At 55.3% G+C, this 12969-nt stretch carries 8 protein-coding genes and 1 tRNA gene; 2 read left to right on the top strand and 7 right to left on the bottom strand.

Features of this window, described 5'->3' with window-relative positions:
- Window positions 1-615: 615 nt before the first annotated feature.
- From BCS36_RS06965 to BCS36_RS06955, 3 genes are all read right to left on the bottom strand, one after another.
- Entirely contained in the window at window positions 616-1431 is an 816-nt protein-coding gene (locus BCS36_RS06965) for a DUF169 domain-containing protein (protein ID WP_291302183.1), read from the bottom strand.
- 218 nt (window positions 1432-1649) lie between these two features.
- Window positions 1650-1726, bottom strand: a tRNA-Arg gene (locus BCS36_RS06960).
- A 278-nt stretch (window positions 1727-2004) separates the two neighbouring features.
- Entirely contained in the window at window positions 2005-3630 is a 1626-nt protein-coding gene (locus tag BCS36_RS06955) for an outer membrane homotrimeric porin (RefSeq protein ID WP_291302182.1), read from the bottom strand.
- 172 nt (window positions 3631-3802) lie between these two features.
- Here BCS36_RS06955 and BCS36_RS06950 point away from each other — a divergent pair, with 172 nt between their 5' ends.
- Window positions 3803-4201 carry a hypothetical protein gene (locus BCS36_RS06950; RefSeq protein ID WP_291302181.1) on the top strand — a complete coding sequence of 133 codons (399 nt, stop codon included), beginning with the start codon at window positions 3803-3805 and terminating at the stop codon, window positions 4199-4201.
- Between the two features lie 301 nt (window positions 4202-4502).
- Here the strand turns inward: BCS36_RS06950 and BCS36_RS06945 are convergent, their stop codons facing one another.
- From BCS36_RS06945 to BCS36_RS06930, 4 genes are all read right to left on the bottom strand, one after another.
- Window positions 4503-4802, bottom strand: a complete 300-nt coding sequence (locus tag BCS36_RS06945; RefSeq protein ID WP_291302180.1) for a hypothetical protein — start codon at window positions 4800-4802, stop codon at window positions 4503-4505.
- A 357-nt stretch (window positions 4803-5159) separates the two neighbouring features.
- Complete coding sequence (locus tag BCS36_RS06940) at window positions 5160-9173, bottom strand: AAA family ATPase (RefSeq protein ID WP_291302179.1); 4014 nt, start codon at window positions 9171-9173, stop codon at window positions 5160-5162.
- Window positions 9173-10480: a DNA repair exonuclease gene (locus BCS36_RS06935; protein WP_291302178.1), complete on the bottom strand. Its 1308-nt coding sequence runs from the start codon at window positions 10478-10480 to the stop codon at window positions 9173-9175. The genes BCS36_RS06940 and BCS36_RS06935 overlap by 1 nt, the downstream gene beginning before the upstream one ends.
- 163 nt (window positions 10481-10643) lie before the next feature.
- A complete protein-coding gene (locus BCS36_RS06930) occupies window positions 10644-11234 on the bottom strand; it encodes a hypothetical protein (RefSeq protein WP_291302177.1) in 591 nt (196 codons plus the stop codon).
- A 612-nt stretch (window positions 11235-11846) separates the two neighbouring features.
- Between BCS36_RS06930 and BCS36_RS06925 the strand changes: the two genes are divergently transcribed.
- The gene (locus BCS36_RS06925) at window positions 11847-12929 is read left to right on the top strand and encodes a glycosyltransferase family protein (protein WP_291302176.1); all 1083 of its coding nucleotides are present in this window, start codon (window positions 11847-11849) and stop codon (window positions 12927-12929) included.
- The last annotated feature ends 40 nt before the right edge of the window (window positions 12930-12969 follow it).

Here is a 12969-nt window from a genome sequence, read left to right as displayed (position 1 = left end):
CCATGATCTTGCAGGCTTTCGAAATGTTGCCGAGTTCCGCAGCGAGATTGAGAAGCCCGGTCTTGTGCTTGATGACGTTTTGATTGAAACTTTCCATGGGGATTCTCCGTGGGCATTGTGCCCTGTTTGATGGTGCGTTTACACTTCCATCAAAACGGAGATTCCCCTTTCCTTCAAGGGGTACCTGTCAGATCAAGTCGAAACTAGCTCACATCTTGGGCTTCAAGCAATTTTTTGATTGTTCCAGCAAAAATGCTTACCGTGAGTGCCTCTCAGGCTTTTTTGCATCTCCTGTGGTCCCACAGCTACGTCTGCACGCAATCACATCTGTGAATTTTTCTGGCAGAATTGCATGTCTCATTTGAGCGGTGTTGTGAATTGACCAGGATTGCGTTGGGTTTTGCAACACTGATCCCTGAGGGTTTTGCCTTGCCATGCAAAAATTCCAGCTCAGCGTTGCAACACGTGGGCGATGTTTACATTTGAAGGTAATTTTAGGGCAACCTAATTGCCATTAGAAAATTAAACGCCCTCACGAAGTTATCGTAAGGGCGTTGGCAAGTGTGTGCTCAAGAAAAAGTTGTTTCGTTACCGTTCTGCCAAAAAAGAAATTCTTTATGCCTTGGAGCAGCTGGCGCAGGCTTCCGGTTCATTGCCGCTTTTCTTAAAGATGATCAAGGGGCAGTTTTTACAGATATCCGCGCCAGGGAAAGGATCGCCGGGACGTGTAATGGATGCGGACCCTGCCTTGGCTATGCGTTCCATCAGACGATCAACGGTAGCCCCGATGTGCGCGCCGGGAATGAACACGTTCAGTTCGCCGCGCTCGGTTTTGCCTGCGTTGTAGCTGCCAGAGCAGGCCGGGCACATGTTCATGCTCTGTTCAAGGTGGGTGAACACAGATCCGCCGCAAGCGGAGGAGCTCATAGTCACCATGGGGCGCAGGGGATGGGTATCTGTTCCTGCCATGTAATCTACCGCCAGATGGTAGGATTGCAGGTTGTCGCAGTAAAAATGCACCACGTCGGGCTGCATGACGGCGTCAGCCAGCGGGCCCACAGACACTGCCACAATGGAGTTCAGAGGCAGGCGGGGCTTGGAGCGCAGAAAGCGCTCGGCCTGCGCCAAGTCTTTGCAGTATTTGGACTGTGATTTAATTTCTGCTTCGTCGATATCTTTCCAGCCGAAGGAAACCTGGGAGTTGGAACAACCAAGTTTTTCCTTGGTCGCCAGCACGGTCTGCCCCTGCATACGTGCGGTTATTTCCCACTGGCAATAAGTAATTGGCTTAACGGGCTCAACATAGCGGGCCTTCTTTTTGAACTCTTCCACATCTGCCTGAGTTTTATGAAAATTCACGGCGATGGGAAAATGGTACAGTCGCAGCTCCCGCATCAACAAGTCCTGCATTTCTTTATAGCTCAGGGGCATTGCGATCTCCTTTTTTATAGTTAGTAATCGTTGCCAGTATGGGTGGAGATATTAAAAGATATTGTTCGATATGGCTATACCCCCAAGCCCCTTTTTTTGACTTTTACTCAGCAGCGGGGCGGGTGACAGACGGGTGACAACGTGGACCATTAAGTCCAACACTCCGTAAAAACAACAAAAGGGACGCGCAAGCGAACTGCGTATCCCTAGAAATATAATGGTGCGCCCGACAAGAATCGAACTTGTGGCCTACAGCTTAGGAGGCTGTCGCTCTATCCAACTGAGCTACGAGCGCAACCGCATATTTATATTTGTCGGAGTGCACAGTGTCAAGTTTTTTACTTTTTCTTAAGGATTATATGGTCCGATAATATTTCGCATAGCTGAAATCGTCCTGGAAGCAAGCACAGAAGCTGATGTTTTTTCTGCGCGTCTCGATCGTTGGAGGGCCAAACGTAAAATCCGCCGCCTTCAATGAAGAAGGCGGCGGTCAAAATGCGCACGGGAAGGAGGCGCGCGCAGTTGTGGATTGGATTGCCGGGGACAGGCGAGCCCCGGAGTGGCACTCAGGCCTTAGAAGCTGTAAGCAAAAACAAGCTGGGCTTTCCAGGCGTCTTTTTTGTCAAAGCTGCCGTTGCCGCCGCCGCTGTAGTAGCCGTCTTTCTTCCAGGTGTCCTGATCCATCAGGTTCACAACGTAACCCAGTTCAAGATTGGCTTCAAGATTTTCGTAGATCTGCCATTGGTTGATCAGGTTGAATTCAAGCAGGCCATCGTTGGTCGTCAGGTAAGGACCATCGCCGCCGTAGCCCTCTCTCCACGAAGAGGCGCTTTCCATATACTTGACCATGGAAGGAGCGTTGGTGCCGCCCCAGTAGGCCACGCGCAGGGTATGCTTGAGGTCTTCGTGGAAGCTTATGTCTTTCAACTGGCCGCCGATACCCCAGGTGCCGGCGTAGGACATGTTCCAGTCAGCAATGTCGCCAGGGCCTGCACCCCAGGCAAGATTGCCGTCGCCAATGAAGGAGGTGAAATTACCAGCTCCCGCGATTGACGGCATGCGCTCGGATCCGTTCTTTATATTCCCGTCATCGCCAGAGCCGTACCAGCCAAAGATACCGGGGGTAGCCCAATCCATCTTGTACTCGACCAGTGCCTTGACGACAAAACCCTGCCGCTCGGTGCTGCCGCGCACGACATCATTCGCGTCGCCGCGCTTCATTACATCAAAGCGCCCCATGCTTTCTACATAGCCGTAGTTGATGTCGAACTCAATGTTCAGGGGGTCAAACATGGTGATGCCAACCGGCAGACCGGCCCAGAACATATTGCCGTACTGTTTGCTGGTTGTGCGGGAATCAAGGGGAGTGCCGTTAACGTAGTTGAAGCCAGGGGTCAGGCCAGGAATGGTCAAGCCAAGCGAACCATCACTGGTTTCCCATGGTTCATTATTGTTGGGAGACGCAAGACCGCGCAGGGCATTACGGCCAAGCATGCCGTACATGGCCCAGGGCGTCACTTCAATGCCGTCAAAAGTCATAGGCAGGGTGACGGCAAAAAGATCCATATTGTCAAGGTAGTTGTCCTTGGCTTTGCTGTCATTGGCGCCGTATTTATTTGCATTGAAGTTGTCATTGACCGGGCGCGCCCAGAAGGTGGTGAGGCTGACATTTTCGTTGAACTTGTAGTTGCCCACAACTGCGGCAACGTCGGCGTCAAGAATGGAAGATCCGCCAGCCATGTTGGGCAGGGCAAGAGCCTGTATGCCCATACGCATACGGGCGTCAGTCTGGGGAATTACCCAGTCGATATACGCATTCTTGAGTTTGATGACATTGTTGCCATCGGCGCCGAGAGCGCCGCCTTCGTCAGACTTGCCCCAGTTCTGCGTGCCGATTTCAAAGTAGACAGTACCGGACAGAGCTTCAGAAGCCACGGCATCCAACTGCAAACGCAGGCGCTGGGCAGCGCCGAAGGTGTCGTTGTCGTTGGCTTTTTCCTTCTCGCCATGGTTGGGAGCTCTGGTGTGCTCGGTCAGCGTGGCGTCAGCCAGGCCGAAGCCCACAAGCCATTCGCCCTGAGCCTTGAATTCGATGGCCTTGGCCCCCCCGGCCGCGCCCACCAGCAGTCCGGCGGCAAGCAGCGCCACCATGCAGCTCTTTTTAAAGCGCTGCAACCCTTTCCTTTGCTTGACGTTCATACCATTTCCTCCAGTTTTATAGTTTTTGCGGCGAAAACGCGGTCAGGCCAACGTTGCGCCGCATTTTGAACTGCGTGATTGTCATGTCAGCGGTTGCCCAAGACGATGGCAAGGAACTCTCGCAACGCTCGCTGAATGACCATACCTTGCTGACAGGTCAGTTATGGGTTTCATGCCCATGGTGGGCATGGTGGCCGTCATGTGGATGGTCATGCTTGTGTTGCCCATCTTTATTGTGACCGCACTTGCAATTGGCGCAGTTGCCCTTGCAAACATGCTTTTTCTCTTGCTGGATGATGACCCTGTTCCCGGCAACGGCCATATCAAAGCCGCTTTTGCCCTTAAAAATGACCTGCTCTTTATTAAAGCCATTCATGATCATGGACGTTTTAAAGGTGTCCACAACCGAGGGGTTGGGGTGTCGGATCTGGCGTACATCAATGAAAATACGCTTGCATGCGGCGTGGTTGTGCTGAAGAAGATCAATTACTGCATTGGCCTGTGGAGGATCAAACTGATCATTGAGGCAAATGTGGAGGTTTTCGTGACTGAAGCGGTGTGTAACGTTTGAGTTCAGAGTGGAACTGCCATTGTGCGCCATGCTTTCCTCCAGATTGCGTTATTGGCTTGGCGCACCTTGGCATTTTTGAAAACCGATGTCAATAAAAATGAAATTCTTTTTCAAAATATATAAATTTTGCGTTCATAACATGCCTAATATGCAAATAAAATATTAGGTCACTTCAATGTCCAATTGAAAAAGTTTACATATGGTCTAAAAATGCCGCCACTTTGCTACGGAGCACATAGATCGAAACACGCCTTTTAGAGGATCAGCAGGAGGGCCATAGAGCAATTTACCGTGAAGTGGCTCAGGCAATTGTGAGAGCAGCCGCTGCAGCGAAGGCGTGTGCGCTGTGCAGTTGTTTGGTCAAGGCCGTACTGGTCGAGCAGTTTGCGCATGGCCTCACGGTGTACGGTGGGGTATACGCCGGGCTTGGCGGTGGCGGTTCCGCAGCGAGTTTGAGCAGGGCGTCACGCCTGGCCAGTTGCGCCCGGCTGCCCCACATAAGTTCATTGGCAAGGCGGGCGTTTTCAACCGCGCGGATTGTGCCCATGATATCACCGTCAACTAGAGCCTTGCTGCGATCACGCAGGGCTTTATCAAGCATGGCCTGATAGCTCTCCGGCGTGATGTCGCGCAGGGGGGCGCAGGTGTTCGGCGGCCATGGCCTGAATGCCGGGCTTTATTTTGCTGCTAAAGCAGATAAATTTGGCGATGGTGCGGTGTATGGAGAACGTTGTCTCTGGAGTCAGACTTCTGATCAAAAAACATTTTGTAATATACTAAATTGCAATAAGAGTTTTAGAGGGTGGGACGTGGGGGAGGGACCCTTTTGCAAAAGGGTCCCTCCCCCACAAAGCATTTCAAAGGTAACCTGCGCTAAATACAATCAGCCGTTGTCCTGATGAAGGACAACGGCTGACAAGACTATAGAAGAATGCGTTGCGGGTTGCGCTAATGGTTGTCAGGCGGCGCGGATCTGTCCCTGCTCAACGCAAAAGAGCGCTGCTGCTGGTTCTGCCTTACGCAGCAGATCCACCATATGAGGCTGGCAAGTAAAGTACAGGAGCTGATGCCCATTGCTGCTGCCAGCGTCGGTCAGGTCTACAAAAGCCCTGGCCGTGCGCTCGGCCCTTTGCGGGTCAAAGTTGACCAGAACTTCATCCATAATAATGGGAAGAGGGATGGCGTGCGCCGCATGGTTCTTGATATAGGCCAGCCGCAGCGCCAGATATGCCTGCTCACGCGCGCCTCTGCTGAGATTTTCAGGGGCGAGGGGTTCGCCTTGTGCGGGCAGGATATTCAGCGTCTTGTCTTCAAGAGAAGCGCTGATGCCGAGCCAGCGGCGACCAGTAATGCGGGCAAAGATTTCTGAAGCAAGCCGGATGACTTCGGGTTGTCTTTCGCGTTCAAAGTTACGTTTGGCAGCTTCAAGAATGGCGCGTGCCAGCGCCCGACGGCTCCAGTCAAAGGCCATACGCTGCATGCCCTCTTCAAGGGCGGCAGCTTCCTGCTGCAGCTGTGCCAATTCCTCATTGTGCGACAGCGCTGCAACACCGGAGCGCAGGGTGCTCACCCTGTCGCTCAATTCCTGCTCCTTGCCCTGAAGCTGAAGCAGTTCTTCGTTGATGTTTGCGCAGCGTTTTTCCTGGGCTTCCTGGCTTTCAGTTTCGAACTGGGGCAGGAATTCTTCCAGGGGGCATTTGTCGGCAGCAAGGCGCAGGGCATCTTCAAGGTCAAGACGGCGTTGGGCGAGGCTGCGCTGTTCTTCATGGCGCGCGGCCTGCCGCAAAAAGTCTTCGGCATCAGTTGCGCCTGCCAGAGCAAGCAGGCTGCGTTCTGTATGCATGGCTGAATCCAGTGCTGCCTGAGCAGCGCGCGCCTCGCTTTCAAGTTCCATCAGTTCCTGATCCAGCCCAAGACGACGGGTTTGGGCCACAGCCATGGCTTCTGCCGCTTCCAGCGCAGCGTCCAGGCTGGCCAGCCAGTCCGGCTCATCGTCAGTGCTGACCAGGGGGCTGCGATTCAGGTTGGCGAGATGTTGCGCCAGGGGATCACGCAGGGCACCCAGCTCCGCCAAGCTCTGCGCCAATTCAATACGTGCCCGTTCCAGCGCGGATTCGGCCGACAGGCAGTTTTCCATATACTTGAAAGCTTCACGTACAGTTTCAGGATCAAGATCCGTACCCAGCCCAAGTCCTTCAAGGCAGTGAGCCCATTGCGCGCGTGCAGCATTCAGGCGTTCCTCAGCAGCGCGCAGCTCGACGGTGGCTTCATTCTGGCGTGCTTTGCAGCGTTGCCTGTCGCTTTCGGCATTTTGCAAAGCGGCTTCGGCCTTGATGCGCTGTTCACGCACGGCGTCAGCCTCCCGGCAGGATTCCAGTATCTGGTGAGCAATGTCAGCAAGGGCATCAGAAAGATTTTCGTCGGACTGCGAGGGCTGTGCGCCATTGGGCACGACCGGGAGGCGTTCCGCCACCGCTGCCATCTTGCGCATGCGCTCTTCAGTGCGGGTAAGGTCTTCCTCAAGCGCGTCGAGTTCGGCTTGGGCGGCGGCTACGCCGCTGTAGGCCAGTCTGGCGGCTTCCGCTCTGGCAAAAAAGGCCGCAGCGCCTTCAGGAGCGGGCACATTGCCCACCTTGAGCGAAAGCATGAATTCATGCCAGCGGCGTCGGGTTTGCTGCACGACGCCTTCAACCTCCTGGCACAAGGCTTGCCGCCTGCTGACCTCGGTGCGTGCAAGATCCGTGGCGTGCTTGAGGCCTTCCATATCTTTACGGGCGCGCTCTTCATGAAAGCATTGCTCGCGCTCGCGTTCAAGCAGCACTTCCGTTGCTTCCAGAGTGATCATATCCATATTTTGCACTTGCGCTGTCCGACAGAGCTGGCTGGCTTGTTCTTCCAGTTCAGCCACATGGTTGGCGCATGTTTCACGACGGTTCTGCAGGGTGGCCAGTTCCTTTTTGCGGCGTTGGGCTTCAGGGCCATTGTGCGGCAGCCCGCCAGCCAGAAAGCCCACGCCGCAAAGCAGAATAAGATAGCCAGACCAGAGGTTTATGGGGAAATCCAAGCCTTCGCTCAGTGAAATGACAGCCAGGCCGAAGCGCCAGTACGCCAGCAGCATGCCCACACCAGACACAAAAAAAATCAGGCCCAAAAGCAGCAATGGAAGATTTTTGACGCTCTTAACGGGAGGTTCACTGTCCAGCCTTGCGTCCAGTTCATTCAGTCGCAGCCTTTCCGTCTCAAGGGTGGAAGAAAGCGCGCGCAAAGAGCGCAGAGCTGATGTTCGCCCGTCCAGGTGTTCGCGGGTGGGGCCGTTTTTACCGCGCTGCTCCTCGCGCAGAGCATCCATGCGGGCCTTGACGGAGAGCAGATGTTCGTCGGCTTGCTGCACAGCCTGAGCCGCTTCACTGGCACGCTCCAACCCCTCCTGTACGCTGGCCGCCAGTTCAAGCGCTTCGTCCTGACGGGCGAGCAGCGCGTCCAATGTCGCCACGGCCCCGTTGCTGGCTTCCAGAGCTGTTCCGCCGGAAAGCTTCAATGGAGTGAGCGCACGGGCAAAAGTGGTACGCGCTTCCTGCACGGCACGCTGGCGCAAAGGTATCTGGCGTCGGGCCTCTTCCTGGCGAGCCAGGGCCTGGCGCAGCGTGTCGCGCTGGTCGTCATCCAGTGCGGCCACCGGGATCGGGAGCAGCGCCAGATTTTTTTGATGCGCGACCACTTCGCGCTCGGCGGCCTCAACCTCGCGGTTGCACTGGTTCAGAGTGTCCACTGCGGCCTGGTGCGCGGACACAGAAGCCGTCATTTCGCGTGCCTGCTTTTCAAGGTCTTCGCGAGCGAAAAGTGAGCGGTCAGTCTGACGGATGCGATCACAGCTCCAGTCCGGCCCAAGGCGCGCCAGTTCGCGGGCGAGATCCTCCTCGGCACGGCGGCAGCGGTCTTTTTGCGCGGGAAGGGCAGTCAACGCCTGCCGGTAGCCGCTTTTGCGCTCTGCCTGTCGGCGCAAAGCTGGCAATGCCTCCAGCAAGGGCATATCCAGCTGAACTGCGTCACGACGCTCAAGCAAAAGATCAAGTTTTTCCTTGCGGGCGGCGAGATGTCGTTCGCAGCTTTCCCGGGCTTCCTGAGCGCGGGCCAGACGGGCCTGGGCGTCTTCTGGAAAAGACTCGTTGACAGGGCCGAGCCGCTCCAGGGCGGCGCAGACCATGCGCCATTCGTTCCATTGCAGCCAGACGCCCAGCCGACGTTCCAGCAATCGCCGTTCCTCTTCAAGCTGCGTCTTGTAGCCGCGTACTGCGGACAGTTCGTCGCGTTTTTGATCCAGTTCACGGGCAAGGTCGTCAAAACCAGCCTGTTGCTGGCGCAGTTCGACAATGCGCTGGCGCAGTTCGTTGAGCTGCTTGAGGGCCTGATTGAGTGGCGGCTTGCTGCCGCCGGATTTGAAAATCTCGTCGTTCTGTTTTTTAAGGATATTGAGAACTTCGCCGGGGGCGCGCAAGCCGGGGCCAAAGCTGGCGCCATAAAGGGCATGGCGTACGCTTTCGCCGGTGAGATTGCCCATATGTTCCAGTTCGGTAAGGCTGAAGCCGAACACATTACGGTATACGTCCCGGCTGACGCCTGAAAGCAGGCGACGTAAGACGTCTTCATCCAGAGGTTTGCCCTGACCGTCCGTAAGGGAGACCTGCCCGTTTGCGCTGCCCGGACGGCGCGTCAGGCGTAGAAGCTGCGCATCATCCGCGCGCAGGGTCAGGCTCCCGCCTGCCGTGCCGCCGCGCAGCGCGCCGGGAATAAGCTTGCCTTCCTTGCTGTTCGGGGCCGGATAGCCCGCCAGAGTGGAGCGCAAAAATTCCAGGCAGGTGGATTTGCCTGCTTCGTTTTCACCCAGAAAAATGGTGAGGCCGGGGCCAAGCCCCTCAACCGTTACATCGGAAAAAATGCCGAATCCGTCCATATGGAAGGACTGGATATACATCAGCGAACCTCCAGAAGGTCAGTGCAAAGGCGTTGGGCCTCCTCAAGGAGCGCCTGCATCTGGGCATCGTCAGGCTGGGCCAGAATCTTACGCAGCTGCCCATGGGTGAACAGAGGAGCCAGAGCCGGGCCCGCCACCTCTTGAAAAATTTCATGACTTTCACCCATGCGCTGGGCCATGCGGAGCGTTTCGCCAAGTAGATCCTCGCGTTGCAGGTACTGGGCGGGATCTGTGGCAGGGCTTGTGTCCATGCGCAAATCCTTGACCCATACTCCTGGCGTGCCTGTGGCAAGGTGCCCAAGGCGTTCCAGCAGGTCTTCCTGATTGCTGGCGTCGCGCAGGACGGCGTCGAGGGCAGTGCGGCCATGCAGACTTACGCGCGCAAGCAGGGCCTCGCACCCGGGATCGGTATCGCTGGCGGCCTGATCAAGGCATTGCGCCAGGTGGTTTTCCACCTGATCAATCTGGTCAATGCCGTTCAGGTCCAGATCCAGGGTGGTCCACTGCACTGGCCCAAGGCGCATGAATTCCGCGCTGCAGCGCCATGCGCAAGGGGCGGTGGACTGCTCCGCGTCGAAGTTTTCAGCACGGGCCGTGACCAGGAGGCAGCCACGGGGGCCGGTCTCATTGATGTGCAATCCCTGACTGTTGCCGCTGTAGGCAATAAAGGGCTCATCGCACAGGATACGGCGTTCGTGCACGTGCCCAAGCGCCCATGCGTCCAGTTCCGCGCTTTTGAGGTCGTCCAGGGAGCAGGGGGCATAACGGTCAGCCTTGCTTTCACCCTCAACAGTGCAATGCAGCACGCCGAGCTGAAAACAGTTTTGCTCGGCATCACGACGGAACAAGCGGGCCAGGTTGCGCCCTTCACGTACTTTGGCATGGCTGATGCCATGTATCACGGCCAGGTGTTTTCCATCTTTTTCAATGATATGGCGTTCAACATCAGGGCCGAAGATAGTCACATTGTCAGGCCAGCGGATGGAAGAGAGCAGAGAATTGAGCGGGTCATGATTGCCGTGGGCGATAAAAACGCGCACCCCAGCATCTCGCAGGCGCAAACAGCCATCACGTAGGCGCAGCTGGGCTTTGACGCTGCGATCTTCTTCATTATACACATCGCCAGCCAGCACGAGAAAATCGGGTTTTTCTGTTTCGCACAGGCGAAAAAGCCGATCCAGCGCTTTGAAGGTGGCTTCGTGCAGCAGTCTGGCCAAATGGCCACCCTGAGCGGTTTCGCGCGAAAGCCCGCGAAAAGGGGTATCCAGATGCAGATCGGCTGCGTGGATATAACGTACAACGTCCATGCGTGGCCTCACGTAGAATTGGTAATGAACAGGCGCCAAACTTTAGACTTTTTCTGGATGCAAGACAAGCGCACAGCAAGTTATGCAGAGCGTAGTTCTGCTAACGTTGTAATTTCCTTTCAGCAAATATTTTTTGAAAAGAGCAAAAGTAAAAAGGAATGATCTAGGTTCCGTTCAGTGTGCGCAGCCGTATGCACTCATTGGCCAATCGCAGCAACTCCGGATTGTCGGGAGTTTCTTTGAGACCGTTGCGCACATGCCCAAGAGCGCGCACATATTCTCCAGCGGTGAGCATGGCAGTGGCCATCATAGCAAAGACAGCCTGCTCGTCTTTGTAATATTTCATAACCTCAGCGAAACAGGCGTCAGCTTCAGAGGCTCGCCCCTCTGATAGAAGTTTTTTGCCTTCCCTGAGGTTGCGGTCAATGTTGAGCTTGCGTTGCAGTGTGGTTTCGTAATCTTCTTCTTCAGCACTGCTTTGCATGTTTTTATAACTATCAGAAAACAATTGTAGAAGTTCTTTTTCGCTGCCAGGCTGATAGGCAAGTGTTGCAGGCAGGATATCTTTCAGCACTGGGTCTGCGGCCAGTTCGCTGACAGTCGTGCGAATGTCGCCGCGCAGATCCGTGGGGGCAGGCTGGCCGCCCAAATCCTTGAGGGCTGTTATGGTCAGGTAGAGGGCACGCATAGGGTCGCGGCGAGCGCAACTGGCTTTAGCGCGGCCAAGGTCTTCACGGATTTTGCGAACGTTCATTGATACCTCATCAAGTCTTGAAGCGTTTATGCATTGAGGATGTATATCTCAACATGTTGTGCTACTTGAGCAGCGCGTGCGAACACAGCCGGATTCGCCAGCGCCCGGCGCTGGCGCGGTAGCAAACGGGCTTTAAGCGTGGAACTGTCGGGCACAGCCGCATGAAGCAGTCAAGAAACACACAACGGCGTGCCAGATAAAATTTCAGTATATCCTTTGCGCATGTCCCAGAGCAGCGAATCTTTGAGAGCATACTTTTTCAAAGTTCATAATGCCCGGCTACGGCGCGTGGCCGCCAGCAGACGCTGCGCTTACGCCTTTGCATCAAGCGCCTGCTCACCCGGCAATCCGATCTGCTTCAAAAGTAAAGTTGCTTCTGAATGCTAGATAATAAAAGCCTGTACCGTCAAGATGTTGCAGGTAAGCGTCATAACTGTGGCATTGACGGCTGAGCTGGCTGCTTGTTATCCTGCGCCATTGCACGGCAAATGAATACCGCTTTTACGCAATGTTACGGCTTCCTGAGCTTTGGGGCATCCGGCTTCCATGCCACGGCAGCCATGCAGGCGTACTTTGGAACAGGCGCAGACCACTAACAGAAAAAGGAAAATTATGGCGCGCATTCTTTATGGCATACACGGCACCGGGCATGGGCATGCCATGCGTGGGCTGACCATCGCCCGCCGTTTGTCCCGCCACGAATTCCTTTTTATCGCCAATGACGATGCGCCAAAAATCCTTGAGCCGGAGTTTCCTGTACGCCGCCTGCCCAATCTGGGCACTGTGTTCAAAAATTACAAGGTGGACATTGCGGCCACCATCAAAAATGCCCTGCCCATATTGTGGCATCGGCAGCGGTACATTGATCAGGTCTTGCGCCTGATTGACGAGTTCAAGCCTGATGTCTGCATGACCGATCTTGAGTACTTTGTGCCTCGCGCCGCTGAAAAGGCGGGCCTGCCGTGCCTGACCCTGGATCACCAACACGTCATCACGTGCTGCCGTCACGACCTTCCACCGGATATGTGGTGGGACAGCTTTGTGCAAGGGCTGACGCCACGGTATCTTTTTCGTCCCACGGCAGAAAACCTTATTATTTCTTTCTATGCCCCGCCGGTATTGCCGCAGTACAAAGCCAGAATAGCGCCGCCCATTCTGCGGGACAGCGTTTTGGCGCTGAACCCGCGTGATGACGGGCACGTGCTGGTGTACCAGAGCAACTCCACGCACCGCAAGCTGGTGGATTTTCTGCGCTCGGCCACCCGCAAAACCTGCTATGTTTTCGGGTATGACCGTGAAGAAGGGCAGGAGGATAATGTCATCTTCATGCGCAAGAGCGAAGAGGGCTTTTTGCGTCTGCTGGAGGGGTGTTCATACGTCATCCAGGGGGGCGGCCATACCCTTATGGGCGAGGCCCTGTATCTTGGAAAACCAATCCTCACCCTGCCCCTTAAAGCCATGGTGGAGCAGCGCTTCAACGCATTGTATATTGAGCGGCTTGGCTATGGCATGCAGGCCGACATGCTCACGCTGGAGCCGGAGCTGCTGCGCCGCTTTGAGGCTAAACTTCCCGACTACAAGGCGGCCATCGCCAAAGGCAGCTTTTGCGGCAACGAAACCGTGTTCGGCCTGATAGATTATTTTATCCGGCATGGTTCCTTGCCTACAACCGGCACTCCAAAAGTTGAAGAATAAGTTGAAGAAACAGAGTGCAGCAGAGTAAAGTAAAACGTTA

Origin of the sequence: Desulfovibrio sp. MES5, from assembly GCF_002237645.1 — a bacterium.
Classification (GTDB): domain Bacteria; phylum Desulfobacterota; class Desulfovibrionia; order Desulfovibrionales; family Desulfovibrionaceae; genus Desulfovibrio.
Note: the sequence above shows the minus strand (reverse complement) of the source record. Positions and strands in the feature narration are given on the sequence as shown.

Excerpts from the sequence above, each read along its gene's own strand:
- BCS36_RS06965 (WP_291302183.1), bottom strand. The coding sequence starts at position 1,431 with ATGCCCCTGAGCTATAAAGAAATGCAGGACTTGTTGATGCGGGAGCTG.
- BCS36_RS06955 (WP_291302182.1), bottom strand. The coding sequence starts at position 3,630 with ATGAACGTCAAGCAAAGGAAAGGGTTGCAGCGCTTTAAAAAGAGCTGC.
- BCS36_RS06950 (WP_291302181.1), top strand. The coding sequence starts at position 3,803 with ATGCCCATGGTGGGCATGGTGGCCGTCATGTGGATGGTCATGCTTGTG.
- BCS36_RS06945 (WP_291302180.1), bottom strand. The coding sequence starts at position 4,802 with ATGCTTGATAAAGCCCTGCGTGATCGCAGCAAGGCTCTAGTTGACGGT.
- BCS36_RS06940 (WP_291302179.1), bottom strand. The coding sequence starts at position 9,173 with ATGTATATCCAGTCCTTCCATATGGACGGATTCGGCATTTTTTCCGAT.
- BCS36_RS06935 (WP_291302178.1), bottom strand. The coding sequence starts at position 10,480 with ATGGACGTTGTACGTTATATCCACGCAGCCGATCTGCATCTGGATACC.
- BCS36_RS06930 (WP_291302177.1), bottom strand. The coding sequence starts at position 11,234 with ATGAACGTTCGCAAAATCCGTGAAGACCTTGGCCGCGCTAAAGCCAGT.
- BCS36_RS06925 (WP_291302176.1), top strand. The coding sequence starts at position 11,847 with ATGGCGCGCATTCTTTATGGCATACACGGCACCGGGCATGGGCATGCC.